General features: G+C 65.6%; 19 protein-coding genes. 13 read left to right on the top strand and 6 right to left on the bottom strand.

Features of this window, described 5'->3' with window-relative positions; all coding sequences use genetic code 11:
* Nucleotides 1-18 precede the first annotated feature (18 nt).
* The 13 genes from AAF481_09010 (at nt 19) to AAF481_08950 (ending at nt 14,147) form a co-directional block, all read left to right on the top strand.
* Nucleotides 19-603 (top strand): hypothetical protein, encoded by a 585-nt coding sequence (locus AAF481_09010; protein MEM7481299.1) that lies wholly within the window; start codon nt 19-21, stop codon nt 601-603.
* A 60-nt stretch (nt 604-663) separates the two neighbouring features.
* A complete protein-coding gene (gene pilQ, locus AAF481_09005) occupies nt 664-3,381 on the top strand; it encodes a type IV pilus secretin PilQ (protein MEM7481298.1) in 2,718 nt (905 codons plus the stop codon).
* A gap of 20 nt (nt 3,382-3,401) precedes the next feature.
* Nucleotides 3,402-3,953, top strand: a complete 552-nt coding sequence (locus tag AAF481_09000) for a hypothetical protein (protein ID MEM7481297.1) — start codon at nt 3,402-3,404, stop codon at nt 3,951-3,953.
* A gap of 14 nt (nt 3,954-3,967) precedes the next feature.
* Nucleotides 3,968-5,695, top strand: coding sequence for an IPT/TIG domain-containing protein (locus AAF481_08995; GenBank protein MEM7481296.1), 1,728 nt, complete (start codon nt 3,968-3,970; stop codon nt 5,693-5,695).
* 231 nt (nt 5,696-5,926) lie between these two features.
* Nucleotides 5,927-6,850 carry a PKD domain-containing protein gene (locus tag AAF481_08990; GenBank protein MEM7481295.1) on the top strand — a complete coding sequence of 308 codons (924 nt, stop codon included), beginning with the start codon at nt 5,927-5,929 and terminating at the stop codon, nt 6,848-6,850.
* A gap of 297 nt (nt 6,851-7,147) precedes the next feature.
* Nucleotides 7,148-8,128: a tetratricopeptide repeat protein gene (locus AAF481_08985; protein MEM7481294.1), complete on the top strand. Its 981-nt coding sequence runs from the start codon at nt 7,148-7,150 to the stop codon at nt 8,126-8,128.
* Nucleotides 8,118-8,477, top strand: a complete 360-nt coding sequence (locus tag AAF481_08980) for a hypothetical protein (protein ID MEM7481293.1) — start codon at nt 8,118-8,120, stop codon at nt 8,475-8,477. Before AAF481_08985 ends, AAF481_08980 begins: the two co-directional genes overlap by 11 nt.
* 54 nt (nt 8,478-8,531) lie before the next feature.
* Nucleotides 8,532-9,017 (top strand): acetyl-CoA carboxylase biotin carboxyl carrier protein, encoded by a 486-nt coding sequence (accB, locus tag AAF481_08975; GenBank protein MEM7481292.1) that lies wholly within the window; start codon nt 8,532-8,534, stop codon nt 9,015-9,017.
* Between the two features lie 16 nt (nt 9,018-9,033).
* Nucleotides 9,034-10,389 (top strand): acetyl-CoA carboxylase biotin carboxylase subunit, encoded by a 1,356-nt coding sequence (gene accC / locus AAF481_08970; protein ID MEM7481291.1) that lies wholly within the window; start codon nt 9,034-9,036, stop codon nt 10,387-10,389.
* Nucleotides 10,386-11,054 carry a thiamine phosphate synthase gene (gene thiE, locus AAF481_08965; protein ID MEM7481290.1) on the top strand — a complete coding sequence of 223 codons (669 nt, stop codon included), beginning with the start codon at nt 10,386-10,388 and terminating at the stop codon, nt 11,052-11,054. Before accC ends, thiE begins: the two co-directional genes overlap by 4 nt.
* Complete coding sequence (locus tag AAF481_08960; GenBank protein MEM7481289.1) at nt 11,051-12,520, top strand: sodium-dependent transporter; 1,470 nt, start codon at nt 11,051-11,053, stop codon at nt 12,518-12,520. The genes thiE and AAF481_08960 overlap by 4 nt, the downstream gene beginning before the upstream one ends.
* A 368-nt stretch (nt 12,521-12,888) precedes the next feature.
* Nucleotides 12,889-13,407 (top strand): shikimate kinase, encoded by a 519-nt coding sequence (locus AAF481_08955; protein MEM7481288.1) that lies wholly within the window; start codon nt 12,889-12,891, stop codon nt 13,405-13,407.
* On the top strand, nt 13,404-14,147 hold the full coding sequence (locus AAF481_08950) for a metallophosphoesterase family protein (GenBank protein MEM7481287.1): 744 nt from the start codon (nt 13,404-13,406) through the stop codon (nt 14,145-14,147). Before AAF481_08955 ends, AAF481_08950 begins: the two co-directional genes overlap by 4 nt.
* A gap of 5 nt (nt 14,148-14,152) precedes the next feature.
* Here AAF481_08950 and ccsA (AAF481_08945) read toward each other — a convergent pair whose 3' ends face one another.
* The 6 genes from ccsA (AAF481_08945) to AAF481_08920 form a co-directional block, all read right to left on the bottom strand.
* Nucleotides 14,153-16,432, bottom strand: coding sequence for a cytochrome c biogenesis protein CcsA (ccsA, locus tag AAF481_08945; protein MEM7481286.1), 2,280 nt, complete (start codon nt 16,430-16,432; stop codon nt 14,153-14,155).
* Nucleotides 16,432-16,842, bottom strand: a complete 411-nt coding sequence (locus AAF481_08940) for a cytochrome c maturation protein CcmE (protein MEM7481285.1) — start codon at nt 16,840-16,842, stop codon at nt 16,432-16,434. Before AAF481_08940 ends, ccsA (AAF481_08945) begins: the two co-directional genes overlap by 1 nt.
* Nucleotides 16,839-16,970, bottom strand: coding sequence for a CcmD family protein (locus AAF481_08935; protein MEM7481284.1), 132 nt, complete (start codon nt 16,968-16,970; stop codon nt 16,839-16,841). The genes AAF481_08940 and AAF481_08935 overlap by 4 nt, the downstream gene beginning before the upstream one ends.
* 104 nt (nt 16,971-17,074) lie before the next feature.
* Nucleotides 17,075-17,761: a cytochrome c biogenesis protein CcsA gene (ccsA, locus tag AAF481_08930; protein ID MEM7481283.1), complete on the bottom strand. Its 687-nt coding sequence runs from the start codon at nt 17,759-17,761 to the stop codon at nt 17,075-17,077.
* Nucleotides 17,762-17,779: 18 nt separating this feature from the next.
* Nucleotides 17,780-18,451, bottom strand: a complete 672-nt coding sequence (locus tag AAF481_08925; GenBank protein MEM7481282.1) for a heme exporter protein CcmB — start codon at nt 18,449-18,451, stop codon at nt 17,780-17,782.
* Nucleotides 18,432-19,058, bottom strand: a complete 627-nt coding sequence (locus AAF481_08920; protein MEM7481281.1) for an ATP-binding cassette domain-containing protein — start codon at nt 19,056-19,058, stop codon at nt 18,432-18,434. The genes AAF481_08925 and AAF481_08920 overlap by 20 nt, the downstream gene beginning before the upstream one ends.
* Between the last annotated feature and the right edge of the window lie 37 nt (nt 19,059-19,095).

The raw sequence follows: 19,095 nt of genomic DNA, 5'->3' as shown, positions 1-19,095 counted from the left end.
CAAGGTAGGTCCGCCGCAATGCCTCGGCGTCAGAGCTTTCTGCGCCCTGGACTCGCCTGGCTGTTCGGCTTTGCGCTGCTGCTGTTGCCGGCGGTCGACGGTGGGTTGGCGGCGCAGGATGTGCGGGACGAGGCCGTTGGGCAGGAGCAAGAGGAAGAGCCCGCCGAGCAGGAGGGTCTCGAACTGGATGGCGAAGGGGCTCGCGAGCCAGACCTCGATGCCATCAACGCGATCCTCGAGGAGGATCAGGAAGTCTTCGAAGGACGGGGTTTTACCTACGACCCTCGGGGACGGCGGGATCCGTTCAAATCTCTGCTCGCGGCCCGGGACCAACCGGAGCTACGGGGTGCCCGGCCGGATGGAGTCCCCGGTCTGCTGATCGACGAGCTGGATTTGACCGGAGTGTTTCGAACGGGAGGAAGGTGGGTCGCTCAGGTTCAGGCGGCCGACAAGGACAGGGGCTATCTGCTTTACGAAGGGGATCAGCTCTACGACGGCGATGTCGTGTCGATCGATCGAGACGAAGTCGTGTTCCGGCAGATTGTGCGGGATCAAACCGCGTTGAAACCCTTTCGGGAAGTGGCGAAGAAGCTCAATCCTTAGCCGAGTTCCGAATCGGGCTCTTTAGAGACCCGTTGGGAGGCGAGAGCCATGGGAGAAGTGGTGAACCGAATCAAGAGGCGTAGAGCGCAGATCTGGCTGGCGGTGGCGGCCTCCTCGTTGGTCTTGCTATGGGCTGGCTGTGCATCCACGGCAGCTCCCAGGTCGACGACGGACGAGGGCCTGATCCCCGCCGCGGCGCCGGAGGGCGTCGGGATGGCCGAGGGCAGCGCCGGCCAAACGTCCGATGCGGCGCTCGCGATGGTGCGATCGGTGGAGTTGATGGAGGGGGCGCCGGATGCCGCCCTGCGGGTCACCTCCGACGCTCCCCTCACCTGGACCGGCTATCGCGACGAGGAGGGCCGCTTGATTGTCGAGCTGCCCAACAGCCGCCTCGCTCCGGGCGTACCCGACGAACTCGCCGGTGCCGGTTTCGTCCGCGGCGTGGTGATCGGCGAAGAGATGCAGGCTGGCCAGCCGATGACCCGCATCGCCGTCGAGTCGGCGGTGACCTTCGAGCACTCGATGGCCGGGGCCGGCGAATCCCTGGAGATCTTTCTGACGCCGACCGACGCGGTGGTCGATGGGGCGCCGGCCGCCGGCGCCGAAGAAGAGCCCGCCACCCAACTCGCCTATGAACCTCTGCCGGCGTCCGAAGTGGTGGTCGAGGCGGTGACCGAAGAGCCGGCGGTGGAAGCGGAGCCGATGCCGCCGGAAGCGCCGGCCGAGGTGGCCTATGTCGGCACCGCCGACGAACCCCTCCACGCACCGCCGCCGAGCGGTCCCCTGGCGACCCGCCTCGAAGGGGTCGAGGTACTGCCGTCGGCCCGCGGCACGGCCGTTCGCATCGCCGGCGACGGCGAGTTCAGCTACTCCACCTTCGCCCTCGACGAGCCGTACCGCTTCGTGGTCGATCTCGAGGGGGTGATCAACGAGAGCACCGCCTCGGCCCTGATGGTCGACGGCGTCGACGTGGCGCGCGTTCGGATGGCCCAGTTCCGGCCCTATCCGGAACCGGTGACCCGGGTGGTCTTCGACCTCGAAGACCGGCTGGCGCCGCAGGTGGAGCGCACCGGCGAAGGCTTGGTGGTGCGCTTTGGACCGGCCGCCGCGCCGACGGAAGCGGTGGCGGATCTCGCCGGAGTCGGCGCCGAGAACAACATTCCGACCCAGGCGGCCCAGGGCGGTAGCGAGGTCGATGCCTACGACACCGCCGCCGAGGTTGCCTACGACGAAGCCGACACCTACAGCTTCAGCGAGGAGCAGGAGCCGGTGGTGGAGGCCGCGGTCGCCGACGACGAGTTGGAGAGCTACGACGTGGAGGTGGCCAGCATCGACGACGGCGAGACGATGCAGGAGCCGGTCGTGGTCGTGACCCCCGAACCGGAGGAGCCGTCTGCCGCGCCAGTACAGGTCCCCGTACAGGTCGAGGTGAGTCAGCCGGCGAGCAGCACCAGCGATCTGGATCTCTTCCGCCGCGCCGAGATCAAGCTGGAAGAACCCTCGGACCCGGCTTCCGGGACCCAGAGTTTCACCGCCCAGTCCATCGGCGGCCAGGAGCGCGAGTACGTTGGCGACCCGATCTCCTTCAGCTTGCGGGATTCGGATTTGGTGGAGACCCTGCGCGCCTTCGCGGTGCTCTCGGGCCTCAACCTGGTGATCCAGCCAGGGGTCACCGGCAGTGTCACCGTCGAGCTGATGGACGTGCCCTGGGACCAGGCCTTCGAGCAGATCCTCAAAATGAACGGCCTGGGTTACGAGCTGGAAGGCAACGTCATGCGCATCGCGCCGGTGACCACACTGCGCGCCGAGGCCGAGGAGCGCCAGCGTTTGGAGGCCGCCCGAGCCCTGTCGGTGCCGCTGTTGACCATCATCAAGCGCTTGAGCTATGCCAACGCCGGCGCCGTTGCCGGTCTGTTGAGCAGCCAGGGCGGTGTGCTGAGCCAGCGCGGTAGCGTGATCGTCGATCAACGCACCAATACCCTGATCATCAAAGAACTGCCGTCGATCATGGACACGGTGATCGCGGTGATCGAAAGTGTCGACACCGCTGAACCGCAAGTGATGATCGAAGCGCGCATCATCGAAACCCGTAAGAGTTTCACCCAGAGTCTGGGCGTGGACTGGTCCTTCGGAGGTATTGCTTCGGCGGCAACCGGCAATCCCACCGGATTGGTCTTCCCGGGGTCGGTCGATAGCAGTGGCGGGGTCAACCTGGTCACCGGCGGCAACGCCGGTTTCTTGAACCTGGCCCTCGGCTCCCTCGCCGGCACCTTCAACATCAACGCCTCCCTGGTGGCGGCGGAGAACGAAGGTCTGATCAACGTACTGTCGGCGCCGAAGGTCTCGACCCTCAACAACGAGCAAGCGTCGATCCAGAGCGGTTTTCAGATCCCGATCCAGACGGTTTCCAACAACACCGTCAGCGTGCAGTTCATCGAAGCCACCCTCAAGTTGGAGGTCACCCCGCAGGTGACCGCCGAGGGAACGATTTTGATGGACATCAACATTCAAAAACGCAACCCTGAGTTTGCCTTGGCGGTACAGGGGGCCAACGCCGCTCCCATCGCAACCCAAGAGGCCCAGACCCGGGTGATCGTGCGCGATGGTGGGACCACGGTGATCGGCGGCATCTATGAAGTTTCCAGCAACGATGGCCAGGACCGGGTACCCGGCCTGGCGAATGTCCCGATCATCGGTCACCTGTTCAAGAATCGTCGTCGCGAAGACCAAAACAACGAACTCCTGATCTTCATCACGCCGCGCGTGATGCGACTCTAGAGGTGGTAGGAGCTAGGCCTATGAGAAAGACAATCTTCATCCTCCTCCTCTTCTCCGTCTTGCTGGCGGTTGGAGGTTGCGAGTCGCGAACGGATCAAAGCGAGGGCGGCGTAGTCCTGTCCGTCTCGGACTTCGACGGTCTTCCGCTGCAGATCAGCGTCAATGCGCAGGGCAATGCGCCGGTTCAGGTCGACCAGCTCACCCTTCAGAATCTGCCGGCGAACCCGAACCTCACCACCTCGCCGCTGATGAACATCGAGTTGCGCTCCTACGAAGTGGTCTACACCCGCACGGACAACGGCACTCGAGTGCCGGCTCCGCTGGTGGCGAGTATCTTCGGGGTCGTGCCGATCAACGGCACCGCCGACTATGTGAATCTGGCGGTAATGTCCGGCGAGCAGTTCAGTGCGCCGCCGCTTTCGGACTTGCTGTTCGCCAACGGTGGATTCGACACGGAGACCGGTAACCGCTCCGTTCGGCTGAATCTGCAGCTCCGCTTCTTCGGCCGCACCTTGACCGGTAACGAGGTCGTTACCGCACCCAGTCGCTTCGATATCGTTTTCGTACCCTAGAGATGAGGGCCATCATGAATCCGCGCGCTGTCACCCCTCTGCTTCGAATCGTCGCCCTGGCGATGCTCGCTGTGGGTCTCCTGATTCTGCCCGGCTGTTCGAGCGATTCGCCCAGTGAGCCCGCTCCGAGCGGCGGAACGCCGCCGGCCAACCCGGGGGGCGGGACCAACTTCTCCATCACCGTCACCGCGAGTCCGGCGACCCTGCCGGCGGGCAGCTCGGATCCGGCCTTGATCACCGTCCGGGTGCGTCAGGCCGACGGTTCGGCGCCAGCCGGCGGCACGACCCTCGTGGTCACTACCACCCTCGGCTTCCTCGGAACGCCCGGTGGTCCGAACAACGTTCCGCTGGTTCTGAACGGCGGCGTTGCCAACGTGCAGCTATTCCCGCCGGTGACCACTGCCGGAACGGCGGTTGTGCAGGCGCGGCTCCAAAACAGCGTCGGTCAGGCCCAGGTCGTGATTCGGGAGCAGGATGAGTTCTTCATCGGCTTTGTCAGTCCGGCGGTGGGGAACCCCGCCGGTGGCGATACGGTGACGATCAACGGCGGTGGTTTCATCGCGCCGGTGCGGGTCACCTTCGGCGGCGTCAATGCGCAGGTTCTGTCGGTGAGCGGTACCCGCATCCGGGTGCGAACCCCAACATCGTCGAGTCCGAGCAACCAGCAGAATCTCGTCAACGTGACGGTGACCAACAATGTCAACGGTCCGGACCAGGCGACGGACACCATCTCCGGTGGCTTCACCTACTCACCGGGCGGTGGCGAGACGGAGATTCCGACCGCCTTCTCGGTGACTCCGGCGACCGGTCCGAACGAAGGCGGTACCCTTCTGACCATCGTCGGCTCCGGATTCGAAGCGCCGTTGCAGGTGCTGTTCGGTCAGGGCACGGACCCCGGCACCTTCCAGGGCCAGGAGGGCGAGATTCGTTCCATCACCCCCACCCGCCTGGAGGTGCTCACCCCGGCGGCGACGGGTTTCGGACAGAACAATCAAAACGCGAGCGTTGACATCTTGTTCCGCAACCTCGACACGGGGCTGGCCTCGATTGCCACTTCGGTCTTCCGCTACGGTTCCGAAGTCCTCATCACCTCCATGGGGCCGGGCACGTCGCCCTACTTTGGCGGCGTGTTGGTGACCATCTTCGGTCAGGGTTTCGATGCGCCGGTGGCGGTCGAGCTGGCAAACTTCGCTCAGAGCGTTCGGTCTGTCACCGGTACGGAGATCGTTGTCGAGACGGTACCGATCGTGACCGATTCCTGCGATGACGTGTCCGGCGGAGTCGAGGTGGTCAACATCGAGACCGGCGACAGTGCAACTTCCGGCATCACCTTCACCTATCTCGTGGAATTGTTCGGACCTTTGGTTTCGAGCCTCAGCCCGACCTCCGGCCCGCAGGCTGGCGGAACGACGGTGACGGTGCGGGGTTCGAACCTGCGCGATGCCTTCGTCACCTTCGACGGTCGGCCGGCGGCGATCACCTCCGTCAGTAGCGACTTCAGCACGCTGGTCATTCGCACGCCGTTCCTGCCGGAAGAGTCGTTCTTGGTCGCCGCTTGCGACGACAACAACGACGGCACCGAAGGTGAGCGGTTCGTGCCGACGGCGGTGAACATGACGGTCGTCAACCGGGCAACCACCTGTGATTTCGACTTCCCGGATGCCTTCGTCTATGCGCCGTCGAACTCGACCTGCCGTGGGGATACGGCACCTCCGCCGCCTCCGCCACCGCCAGGGAGCTAGCAGGCTGCTGAAGAGGGCTTGGCCCATTCTTTCAGCAGGCCAGCTAGCTTGTAGTCTCTAGGGGGCTGGGCGCCCGCCCACGGTCCGTCCCTCGCTCTTCGGGCTCACCCCAGCTTCGCTGCCGCCACGCCCTTCGGGCGCGCAGCTAGGAGCTGGGAGCTGAAATTCGGATCAAACTTTGGGGCGATCGGCCTGGACGGTCGATCGCCCTTCTCCGTATACTGATTTGCCATGACTCACAAACGCCTACTCGGAATCATTGCCTGCCTGCTCGGGATCCTGCTGACCGCCAGTGCCTGCGACAAGGCGTCGCCGGTGGCGCCGGCCGGGACGACCTTGAGTATCACCGTCACCCAAAGCCGGATCAGCATCAACGGCGAGACCATCGTGCGGGTGACAGCACTCAGAATGAACGGCACCCCGGTCAATCCGGGAACCCAGATTCGCATGTCCACCACCCTGGGCACGATCGATCCAATCGTCGAAACGGACGCCAACGGAGTCGCCACGGCCTCCCTACAGGGCGACGGACGCATTGGCACGGCGACGGTGACCGCCACCGTCGGCGCGGGCGAGGGCGCCACCGTCGACGTTGAGATCGGCGAGACGGCTGGCGCCATCACCCTGCAGGCGACGCCTTCTTCGATCCCCGAAACGGGCGGGCGGGTCAGCCTGTTGGCGCTGGTGCGAAATGCCGAGGGGCAGCCGCTGCGAAACGGCGAAGATCTGGTCAACTTCCAGGCGGACCTGGGAACCCTGGCGTCCGGGGGAAGCTTTCAGGACACGGACGGCCAGGGTCGTGCCCGGGACACGCTGAACGTATCCGATTTCGAAATCAGTACTCTGGCCGGCGATTCTTTTGCGGTGCAGGCCCTGGCCGGCGGTGCGGCCTCCGCGGCCACCGTGACCATCCAGATCCAACGGCCGCCGGATGCGGACTTCACTTCTGTGGTGAGTGGTTTGACGGTGGCCTTCACGGATCTGTCCACTAATAATCCCACCCGTTGGCGATGGGATTTTGGCGACGGCAATACCAGCACGCTGCAGAACCCGACCAACACCTACAGTGCTCCGGGCGAGTACCTGGTGACGCTGACCGCCGGCAACGCCATCGGCGAGGACCAGATCACCAAGGCCGTTCTAATCTCCAACTGACCGCGGTCGCCTTGGTGCAAGGGAAGGGCGGACCTCCCGCGAGGGAGTCCGCCCTTTTTCGTGCCGTGGGCAGAGGGTAGAATCGGCGGGATCCGCTGCGATGGCGTTGTCGGTGCGGACCCGGGCTCGAGGCCGGCTATACTGAGCAGCACGCGGTCGATGATTGAAGTCCTTCGGGAGCGCGATGAATCGGTCGATGCGGAGCGATCCGCATCGGGCGGAAGTGCGCGATTCCCGGCCGGGGTTGAGGGTCGTTGAGGCCGATTCGGGGAACGCGGGGCATGCGAGGTGCGCGTCATGGATGAAACAGACAACACGCCGGACCACTTGCGGGAGCTGCGAGCCCGTTGGCAGGCGGAACGATCGTCGCGTATCTTGCTGCAACTCGCCGACGAATACCGGCGTGAGGGGCGGACGGAAGAGGCGATGGAGGTACTGCGAGAAGGTCTGGCGGTTCATCCCAACCACCTTTCGGCGCAGGTCGCGTTGGGGCGAACTCTGCTCGATCTCGAGCAGCCGCAGGAAGCCTCCGAGGCCTTCGAAGCCATTCTCGAGCGTGACCCTACCCATCTGGTGGCCAACAAGCTGCTGGTCGAGTCCCGGTTGCGCTGCGGCGATGCCGACGGGGCGACGGAGCGCCTGGCTCAGTACCGTCAATTGAACGGTGGCGATCCGGAGATTCCGGACCTCGAACGCCGGATCGAGACGGCGCGCAGCGACGCCACTCTCTCCGCCTCTTCTTTTGACCAAGAACCGTTCCCGGATCTTTTCTCCGGCCGGGACCGCTCGGCCTATGATGCAGCCTTGGGTCGAGACGGACTGTTCGCGGTGCCGCCGTCGGTGGCCGAGCCGCCGCAGACCGTTTTCGAGGCGAGTCCGGTAGCCGCTCCACCGGCGATGCCAGACTCCCATGAGGTGTCGGATTCCGATGCGGAGGCCGAGCCGGCAGACCGTACCCCCGACGAGGCCAGCGCCGGCGCAGGAGAACCGGAGCCTACGGCCACCCTCGGCCAGCTTTTCTTGGAGCAAGGGCATCGCCGAGAGGCCACCACCATTTTCGAGCGCGTCCTGGAACGGGACCCGGAGAGCGAAGCGGCTCGATCGGGACTGGTCGAGGCCGCTCACGGGTCCGACGGCGAGCCCGGACCGGATTTCGCGCGAGCGGCGGATTTCCTTGCCGATGGTGCCACCGGCGAATCCTCCGGTGAGCGGCGGATTCGGCTGTTGAAGAGCTATCTGCAGCGCATTCGACGAGGGGGGCAGTCCGATGTTTCTTGAGAAATTGAGCCAGATCAGCGGTCGCATCGATGGCGCTCTCGCGCTGTCGTTGATCGACAAAGACGGCATTGCCGTGGAATCCGTCAGCGCCGACGCGGAACTCGACATCGAGCTTCTGGCGGCGGAACTGATCACCCAAGCTCGCAATATCTCGGATCATCATCGGGAACTCGCGGTGGGCGACGTGAACCAACTCTCCGTGTCGACGGACGAACTCACTCTGATCGTCAGCACTGTGGCGCCGGGGTACTATCTCCTGCTGGTGTTGAGCCCGCGCGGCAACTACGGCCGCGCTCGTTTCGAACTGCGCCGAGCGCGGCTTCTGCTAGAAAAGGATCTTTTTCTCTAGTCCTCGCCCGTTCCCGGGTGCTGAATTTCAAAGAGTGCAAAGGGGCATGATGTGCTGACCTTCGAGCAGATCAAAGAGTTGATCAACCTGGTGGACGAGCGAGATCTCGGTGGTCTCGAGATCGAGCGCTCCGGTTTTCGGCTGAAGGTCGAGGCCAAGGGCGAGGCGGCGCCGATCGTCGCGGCGCCGGTGGCCGCCGCGGTCGCTCCCGCTCCCGCGGCGGCACCAGCACCGGCGGCGGCTGCACCGGCCGCGGCGACTTCGGCTGAGGCCGACTCCGAAGAGGATCTGATGGAGGACGGCCACGTCATCACCTCACCCATTGTCGGGACCTTCTACAGCGCTCCGTCGCCGGATGCCGATCCCTTCGTCGAAGTGGGCAGCCGGGTGAAAAAGGGGCAGGTGCTCTGCATCGTCGAAGCCATGAAGATCATGAACGAGATCGAGGCCGATGCCTCCGGAGTCGTCCGTCGGATCCTGCCGGAGGACGGTCAGGCGGTGGAGTACGGCGAGCCGCTCTTCGTGCTCGAGGCAAGCTAGCTCCTCCCTGCTCTCCATGTTCAACAAAATCCTCATCGCCAATCGCGGCGAAATTGCGCTGCGCATCATCCAGGCGTGCCGTGAGCTCGGTATTGCGACGGTCGCCGTCCACAGCACCGCCGACAGCGACAGCCTGCACGTGACCTACGCGGACGAAGGCATCTGCATCGGACCGCCGGCTCCGGCGGGCAGCTACCTGAATGTCTCGCGCATCATCTCGGCGGCGGAGATCACCGGTGCCGATGCGATCCATCCGGGCTACGGCTTCCTGGCCGAGAACGCCGCCTTTGCCGAGGTGCTCGGGGAGTGCGGCCTGGCCTGGATCGGACCGCCGCCGAACACCATTCGTCTGATGGGCGACAAGGCCCAGGCGCGAAAGTCCGCGGCGGCCGCCGGCGTGCCGGTGCTGCCGGGCAGCGAGGAACCCTTGGCCGATGCCGATGCGGCCGCCCGCCGGGCGGGTGAGGTGGGCTATCCGGTGATCCTCAAGGCATCGGCCGGCGGCGGCGGCCGGGGCATGCGCATCGTGCACCAGGAATCCGAGGTGCGCGGCCAGTTCGCGACGGCGAGCGAAGAGGCCGAGATCGCTTTTGGCAACGGCGCGATCTACCTGGAAAAGTATCTGGTCGAGCCGCGGCATATCGAGTTCCAGGTCTTCGGTGACTCCCACGGCAACGTCATCCACCTAGGGGAGCGCGAATGCTCCATTCAGCGGCGGCACCAGAAGCTGATCGAGGAAGCGCCCTCGCCGGCCCTCACGCCGGAACTGCGAGCCCGTATGGGCGAAGCGGCGGTGGCCCTGGCCCAGTCCGTAGGCTACGAGAACGCCGGGACTATCGAGTTCTTGCTCGATCAGGACGACTCCTTCTATTTCATGGAAATGAACACCCGCATCCAGGTGGAGCACCCGGTGACGGAGATGGTCACCGGGGTGGATCTGGTGCGGCTGCAGATCGAGGTGGCCGCCGGGGCGGAATTGACCATTCCGAGCGGCCGGGAGCCCAAGGGTCACGCCATCGAGTGCCGGATCAACGCCGAGGATCCGGAGCGCTTCACGCCGTCGCCGGGCCCCCTGAAGGTTTTCCACGTCCCCGGAGGACCGGGCACGCGGGTGGACACCCACGGCTATGAGGACTACGTGATCCCGCCCTACTACGACTCCCTGGTGGGAAAGCTGATCGTGCACGACCGCAGCCGGCCGGAGGCCATTCGCCGGATGCGACGGGCTCTGGAGTTCTTCGTCGTCGAGGGCATCAAGACCACCATTCCGCTCCACCTGCGCATTCTCGACGATCCCAACTTCCAGCAGGGCCAGGTCTCCACCCGCTTCATGGAGCGCTTTCTCGCGCCTTCCGGATCCGCCAAGTCGTGACCCCCTTGCGGCGCGACGACCTGCCCGCGGTGTACGCCATCGCGGACGTTCGGGCCCTCGCGCCGCTACCCCTGCCGGACGCTGTCGAAGCGATGGCCGATGCCGGCATCGAGTGGATTCAACTGCGCTGGAAAAATCCCGATGACCGGCGGTTCCTGCTCTGGGCCGAAGAGTGCCTGCTGCGCCTGGAGGGACACCGGACCCGTTTGTGGATCGATGACCGGGCCGATCTGGCGTGCCTCCTGCCGGTCGCCGGCGTGCACCTCGGCCAGAACGATCTGCCGGCGCCGGCGGTCCGCCGGCTGGTCGGGGAAGGGGTGTGGATCGGTTTGTCCACCCACTCCGAGTCCCAGGCCCGCGCCGCCGAGGCGGACCCCGCGGTGGACGTGGTTGCCGTCGGGCCGATCTTTCCGACCACCGGCAAGGCGAATCCCGACCCGGTGGTCGGCCTGGAGGCGCTGCGGCGAATTCGCGCTCTGGTCGAGAAGCCGCTGGTCGCCATCGGCGGCATCGATGCGTCCAACCTAGACCAGGTTCTCGCCGCCGGCGCCGACTCCGTGGCGATGCTCGGGGCCGCCTGCCGTCCACCCCTGGCCGCGTCCGCCGGTCGCCTGCGGGCGGCGGCCGAGAGGGCATTCAACCCCTATCCGGAGGTCCGACCATGAGCGACAGGACGCCCTCCCGCCCAAACTCCGGAGGCGAGCACTTCGGTAGCCGCTGGGGCTTGATCCTCGCCACCCTCGGCATGGCCGTCGGCACCGGCAACATCTGGCGCTTCCCGCGGGTAGTGGCGACCAACGACGGCGGCAGCTTCCTGGTGGCCTGGGTGGTCTTCTTGCTGCTGTGGTCGATCCCGCTGATGATGGTCGAGTTCTCTTTCGGCAAGACCGCCCGGCGCGGTACGGTCGGTGCCTTCCAGCGGCTTGCCGGTCCCGGGCGCGCCTGGATGGGGGGCTGGGTGGCGCTGTGCGCCACCGGCATTATGTTCTATTACTCGGTAGTCGCGGGCTGGTGCCTGCGATTCCTCACGGCCTCCTTGACCGGCGAACTGGCCGATGCCGAGCCCGGCGCCCTGTGGAATTCCTTCGCCGGCTCTTCCGGTGCGGCTTTCACCCACATCCTGGCCTTGGCCTTGGCTTTCTCGGTGGTGTGGTTCGGGGTGCGGGGTATCGAGCGCTTCGCCAGCGTCCTCATTCCGATCCTGGTGGTGCTAGTGCTCGCCTTGACGGTGCGGGCCGTGACCTTGCCCGGCGCCGAGCGCGGCCTGGAGTTTCTCTTCAAGCCCAACTGGTCCGCCTTGGCAGAGCCGCGCATCTGGCTCCAGGCGTTGACCCAGAACGCCTGGGACACCGGTGCCGGCTGGGGGTTGATTCTGACCTACGCCATCTACATGCGCCTGCGGGAAGACGTGCCGTTGAACGCCGCCCTCATCGGCTTCGGCAACAACTCCATGTCGCTCTTGGCGGGGATCATGGTGCTCTGCACGGTCTTCGCCGTCAACCCGCTGGCGCGGGAAGAGATCGTGGGCGCCGGCAACGAGGGTCTGACCTTCGAGTGGATGCCGCAGCTCTTCGCCCAGATGCCCGCCGGCTCCTTCTTCATGGTGCTGTTTTTCCTCGCCCTCTCCTTCGCCGCCTTGACCAGCCTGGTGTCGATGCTGGAGCTGGCGACGCGGGTGCTGATGGACTTCGGTTTCCGCCGCCGCCGAGCCCTCGCCTGGGTGGGAGCGGCGGGGGTGGTCTTCGGTCTGCCGTCGGCCCTCTCCATGGGCTGGTTCCGCAACCAGGATTGGGTTTGGGGCTTGGGGCTGATCCTCTCCGGCCTGTTCTTCGCCTTCGGCGCTCGTGCCTACGGTGTGGAGAAGATGCGCCGAGAGGTGATCAACGGCGACGGTGCGGATTTGCGGGTGGGCCGTTGGTGGAGCTTCGTGATCTCCGTTCTGGTACCTCTACAGGCGGTGGTGCTCCTGATCTGGTGGCTCTACCAGGCGGCGGAAGGCGATTGGCTCGATCCCTTTGGCAGCTTCAGCGTGGGCACCGTCGCCTGGCAGTGGGCCCTGGCGCTGGTGGCGTTGCTGGCGATGAACCGCTGGCTGGCCCGATCCGGAGATCGGACCGGAATCAAGGGATGAGACGCACAGCTAGCAGAGGGCTGAAAAACTGCGTCAGCACTCTGCAACCGAGCCCAGAGGGCTCGGCGGCGCCAGAGGCGCCGAGGACGGGGTGAGCCTGAAAGCACTGGTGTTTTCAGGTGAGGGGGCGCCGAGTCCCCTGGAAAAGGAAAGCTAGCAGGGCAGCTGAGATCATAGGCCGAAGGCCTTTCTCAGCAACCTGCTCACGGGAGAGGAGGTCGATGAACGGAGCGGCGCTGGTCACGATGATCTGTATCTGCGGTTTCGTCTGGGGAGGCTTCATCACCCTGCTGGTGCGCGCTCTACGCAGTGAGGGCCGCCGTAGGGGGTAGGGAAATCTTCGGCCGGGCTCGCCGAAACGAAACGCCATGCGTGTTTTTCTCACAGGCTTTATGGGGGCTGGGAAAACCTCCGTCGGCCGGCCGCTGGCGGATCGTTTGGGGGTGTCGTTCTTCGATCTCGACCAGGAAGTCGAGCGGCAGGCCGGTCGGTCTGTGCAGCGGATCTTCGACCAGGAGGGCGAAGACGGGTTTCGGCGGCTGGAACTCGCCGCCGTCGAGCAGCTCCTCGACGAACCGAAGCTGGTGCTGGCGACGGGCGGCGGTACCCTGACTCGAGAGCCCGCCCGCCGGCGGATCGAACAGGCCGGTTGGGTGGTGTGGCTGGATCCGCCGTTCACCACTCTGATGGAGCGGTTGAGCCAAACGAACTCGGAGGATCGCCCACTCTTTCAGGGCGAAGGTCCGGCGCGGCGACTTTATGAGTCGCGCTTGGAAGTCTATCGACGGTGTGACTTGCGTGTGGAGGTTCGCCCGACGGAGCAGCCGGAAGAGGTTGCGGCGCGGATCGAGCAGTGGGTGGCGCGGAGGGCGAGCGAGCAGTCATGAAGTACTTGATTCTTTCGGACATGCACGGCAACTGGGAGGCCCTGCGGGCGGTACTGGCGCATTCTCGGCGCAAGCGCGTCCACGCCGTCCTGATGCTGGGAGATGTCGTCGGCTACGGTGCCGCACCGAACCAGACGGTGGAGGGCGTTCTCGGCCTGTCGCCCAAGACCTGGGCCATCCGGGGAAACCACGACAAGGTGGTGGCCGGACTGCAGGAGGGCGGCAATTTCAACCTCGCCGCTCTCCAGGCGGCGCGCTGGACGACGGAGCGCCTCACCGCGCGGAATCTGCGCTACGTACGCGATCTGCCGGAAGGTCCGGTGCAGGTGACCGACGAGCTGGCGATCTGCCACGGCTCACCGCTCGACGAGGACGCCTACGTGCTGTCCGATTTCGACGCCTTCGAGGTCTTCTCGGGAACCTCTTCACCCATCACCTTCTTCGGTCATACCCATGTGACTTCGGCCTTCTGGACCACCCACTCAGGGGTGCAGGTCGAGGCTCTGCGGGGTACGACGGGCCGTCTGGAGCTGTCGCCCGATGCGCGCTATCTGATCAACCCCGGATCCATCGGCCAGCCCCGGGACCGCGACCCGCGGGCCGCCTACATGATCTACGACAGCGACCGTCGGGTGGTGCGCTGGTATCGGGTGCCTTACTCGGTGGAGGCGGCCCAGCGGCGCATCGTCAACGCCGGCCTGCCGCCGCTGTTGGCGGAGCGCCTCGCCTTAGGTATGTAGGGGAATTACTCCTCGATGCCGGCGAGCACCTGCGACTGGCGGAAGCGCTGGATCGAGGACAGCACACCACCAAAGAGAATCACGTACAGCCCGTACCAGACCAGGTTGATCAGCGGCTTCTCGGTGACGTCGAGGGCCAGCTTCGGGGCTTGACCGCCGGCGGAGGTGCCGGCGGCGCCGGCGAAGTCGAGCACCACGGCGCCGTCCGTCGGGTTGATGGCGGCCACCCGCACGGTGCCGCCGCCGGGCAACGGCACCGGCATTGCCTGGATGCGGCCGCTGCCGTCGAACTGATAGAGCGGCTGGACCGGGTTGCGCGCGCCGTCGGCGTCCTTCACGTCCAAGGCCGCTCCCACGGAAACCCGGCCGCCGGCCTGAAGCTGCGCCGGAATCGCGCCGGCTGGCAGGTCGAAGTCGATGAACTGCACTTCGAGGTCGCCGACGTCCAGGATCTGGCCGCGGGTCAGTTGGATGCGCTCCGGTGCGCCGGCCGGGCGCCCGGGGTCGAACTCGATGGGCGAGATGTAGATGTCCAGGGCGGCCATCTTCCGGATGTGCGGATTGACCATCAACTGCCGGGTGCGGTCATTGATGAACATCTTCGGGTAGGCCCAGTACTCGGAGCCGTTTTCGCGCACCACCCGGATTTCCATGCGCTCCTTCTCCTCGGCGGTGCGCGGGATCTGGCGGGTGAAGGTCAGCTCCATGCCGCTGTCGAGAAGGCGCGGTTCTTCCTGGGTCAAGGTCACCTTGACGCTGCGGTCGTAGGCCGAGGAGGCGAGGAATCCGATCAGCATCACCCCTACCCCGACGTGGGCCAAGTACCCGCCGCCGGCAAGAACGCCGACCGCCCGGGCGCGGTCGAGGGCCTTGACGAGATTGCTCCACAGTGCGACGACGGCGAGGAACACGAACGTTAGGTGGAAGGGGTCGTAGATTCCCCACAGACCCGCCGCCGCCGTCACCACCACACCGGCGACGGTCGGCCAGATCAATTTCTTGAGCAGCGCCCCGGACTCCTCCCCCCGCCAGGTCAGGTACGGCACCATCGCCAACAGGAACGCGATCATCATCGCCAACGGCTGATTGACGGTGTTGTAGAACTCCGGGCCCACCTGGCCGAGGTTTTCGAGCAGCCCCAGGTCGATCAGGAAACCGGTGATGATCGGCGCCGAGGTGCCGACGGTGATCACCACCGCGGAGGTCAGAATGGTCAAGGTGGAGAGCACCAGGAAGAATCCGCGGGAGAGCAGGGGATCTTCATTGGGCCGAGTTTCGACTTCCCGGAGGCGGGTGACGATCAGCCACGTCGGCAGGGCGAAAAAGAACACCATCAGCCCGATCAGCCAGCGGGAGATCCCCAGGTCCACGAAGCTGTGGACGGAGAAGTCCGCCAGCACCCCGGAACGGGTGAGGAAGGTGCCGTAGAGCACCGCCAGGTACCCGAACACCGCCAGGAAGTAGTTGGCCCGTCGATAGCGCTGGCGGGTGCGTTCCATGTACAGCCCATGGATCAATACCACCAGCAACAGCCACGGGATGAGGGAGGCGTTTTCCACCGGGTCCCAGCCCCAGTAGCCGCCCCAGCCGAGGGTGCGATAGGCCCAGTAGCCGCCCATCAGAATGGCCGCGCCGAGTACCAGAAAACCGGCCAGGGTCCAGGGGAAGGCGCGGGTAGCCCAGCTCTTGTATTCGCGGCGCCAGAGAGCGGCAACGGCGAACGAGAAGGGCACCGCCGTCAAGGCATAACCGATGAACATCACCGGTGGATGGATCACCATCCAGTCGTCCTGCAGCAGTGGGTTGAGGCCTTTGCCGTCGAGCGGTGCCTCGGCCAGCATCACGAAGGGGTTCTCGCGCACCAGGATGAACAGCAGGCCGATCTGGGTCAGGGTGTAGATGGTCATCGCCGGCGCTTCCAGGCGCTTGCCGGCGGTGCGCGCCACGGGAATGCCGAGGAGTGCGCCCCACAGCAGCCAAATCAGGAAGCTGCCCTTCTGGCCGGCCCAGAAGGCGGCGATCTGGAAGTGGCTGGCGAGGTCGAGGCCCGAGTACTGACTGACGTATTCGATCCTGAAATCACGCCGCCACAGGCAGAGCAACAGCACCGCCGAGGTGGCGACTACCGCAAAGGCGAAGAGGGTGTAGGAGCGCCGGGCGAAGGGGACCGCCGATTCGTCGCCGCGCAGCACCAGGGAGTAGCCCCAGATGCTGGTCAGGGCGAAGATCAGGGCGCACCAAAGCGGCACGGCGCCGGGCAGGTAAAGCTGGGAGAGTGCTTCCACTAGCCGTATTGTTTGGTTTCCGTCTCTTCACCTTCGAGGCCCTGGTACTTGCTCGGGCACTTCACCAGCAGCTTATCCGCCACCAGCTCTTCGGTCGCTTGGTCGTAGGTGCCGATGGCCACGATACTCACCGCGTCTTCGAAGTTTGCCGGCTTGAGCCCCGAGTAGCGCACCCGCAGGCGGTCGCCGGTTTCTTCGTCGAGCAGGGTGAAGCGCAGGCTTTCGTCCGCCAGATTGTAGTCGCTCGAACCCTGAGCCAGGGCCCCGGCCACCTGCACCGTGCGTTCGGCGGCCCGCGCTTGATCGTAGGACACGTAGGGCGTGAGAGTGTCGCGGAACGAGGTGAGGGAAAAGGCGGCGAAGGCGACGAGCAGCAAACCGCCCAGGAGGTAGGGGATTTTTTTGTTCATGGTTCGTCTCTCCGGTCGTCGACGGTCAGCGCCTGGACCTTGCGCTCGAGGCGCAAGATGTAGAGGAACAGCCCCGTCCAGATGACGAGGTTGACGGCGACGATGCCTACTTTGACTTCGAATTCCATGATCTCTATTCGGGCTCCGTGGGCTGATTCAACAGCATATGGCCATCGGCCCTCGCTTGTCCCTACCCTAAAGGGTGTTAGCGAAACGTTTTTTCGGGTCGTCCTCAGCCGACTTCCGCTCGCTCGAACCGCAGTCGGTCGCGGCGTTGATCTGCCAGGGTCAGGTGAACCTTGATGCGCTGAAGCCAAAAAAAGAGCGCCATGAATCCGATCCAACTCGCCAGCATCAACAGCAGCACCGACGCATCCATCTCGACCTCGCCGCGGGCGTTGACCACCGGCTCCGGATGCAGCGAGGTCATCAGACGCGGCACCACCCAGAAGAGGGTGGGAGCGACCACCAGGCCGAGCACCGCGTAGCCGGCGGCGAGCCGGCGACGGACCTCGTGATCCTCGACGGCGCTGCGCAGAGCCAAGTACGCGGCATAGAAGAGCAGCACCAAGGCGATGGTTCCCTGACGCGGATCCCAGTTCCAGAAGGCGCCCCACTCGATGCGCGACCAGATCGCACCGGTTACCGTCGCCAGCACGCAGAAGACGAAGCCGAGCTGGATGGCTGCCTCGGCGGCGGCGTCGAGGCGGGCGGTGCGGCGCACCAGGTAGGCGGCGCTCAAGATGCCGCCCAAGAAGAAGGCGAGAAAGGCCGTCCAGGCCATCGGGACGTGGAAGTACACGATGCGGCTCGATTCCCCCTCGCCCACGAAGCCCGACAGCGCCGGCGCCCAGAAGAATGCGGCCACCATAACGGTGGACATCCAAATCCAGAGCAACCAGGGAAGGGTCTTTCGCATCGGCTTTCGCTCCCCTATTTAGGGATTCCACAGCGGTGGAAATAGCATGAACCCGGCCACCACCACACTCCCATCGTACACGAGCAACTGGGTCAAAGACACCGCCACCGGCTCGCCGCCCACCGCTTCCCGGGTGAGGGCGACGGCGATGATGAGGAGCGGGATGAGGACTGGGAAGGCGAGCACCGCGAAGAGCGTGCCGCGGCCACGGGCCTGGGCGACCATCGCCGCTACTAGGGTCGATCCGGCGGCCAGGCCAAGGCCACCGGCCAGCAGCACCAAGATCAAACGTCCCGGCGAGACCACCGGAAGCTGCACCATGGTCAGAAAAAGCGGCACGGTGAGCGCTTCGAGGGCCAGGATCAGGGCGCAGCCGTAGAGCAACTTGCCGCAGAACAGGGCCGTCGGGCGAGCCGCCAGGCGCAACGCCGTGGCGGTGTGGGTTTCCTCTTCGGCCACGAACAGGCGAGGCAGGCCGGCGGTGGCCGCGAACAGGAGAATGATCCACAGCACCGCCGGCAACACCGCCACGCCCAGCGGGGACGTACCCAGCGGACCGAGGCTGAAGCTCACCACCACCAGGGTAGAGACGGCGAAGAGCCCGAGCGTGTTCAGGGCGATCCGGGTGCGAAACTCGCTCCGCCAGTCCTTGGCGAAGATCGCCGCTGCTTCACGCAGCCAGATGGACATGGTCCGTCACCGAGGGGAGTTCGAGGGCTCCGGGGTTGGCGACGACGGCCATTGCGCCGGGTCGCGCCAGATGTTCCTTGAGGAGGTCCAGGGCGTCCTGCCGGCCCGGCGCGTCAAGATTCTGGAAAGGTTCGTCGAGGAGCAGGAGAGTGGGTTGCGCTAGCAGGGCCCAGGCCCATCGCAGGCGCTGGGTCATCCCCGAGGAGAGGGCTCCGGCGGACCGGTGGAGCGGTAGCCCCACCCGGTCGAGAAGCGTCCGGCAGCGCTCCTTCGGCACCGCCCGCAGGCGGGCAAAGAGCTCGAGGTTCTCGAGCGCCGTCAAGGGCTCGTAGAACGCCAGATCCGGCGCCAGGTAACCCACCCGGCGGCGCCGTTCGGCGGCGGCGAGGACCCGACCTCCGTCCCGCCATTCGATCACACCGCGGTCCGCCGCCAACAGGCCCGCCAGGCAGCGCAGCAGGGTGCTCTTGCCGGAACCGTTGGTGCCGGTGACCAGCAGCACGCCCCCTCCTGCGACCCGGCCGGAGACGCCGGTGAGCACCGGCAGGCGGCCGAAACGTCGGTACACGCCTGCGAAGGACAGGGAGTTGCCATAGTCGGAGTTCATCAGGGCGCGATTATAGGAGGGTAGGGAAAATTGCTTC

The organism is Acidobacteriota bacterium, from assembly GCA_039030395.1.
GTDB lineage: Bacteria > Acidobacteriota > Thermoanaerobaculia > Multivoradales > JBCCEF01 > JBCCEF01.
The sequence above is the reverse complement of the archived record's forward strand: the minus strand, read 5'-3'. Positions and strand labels throughout refer to the sequence as shown.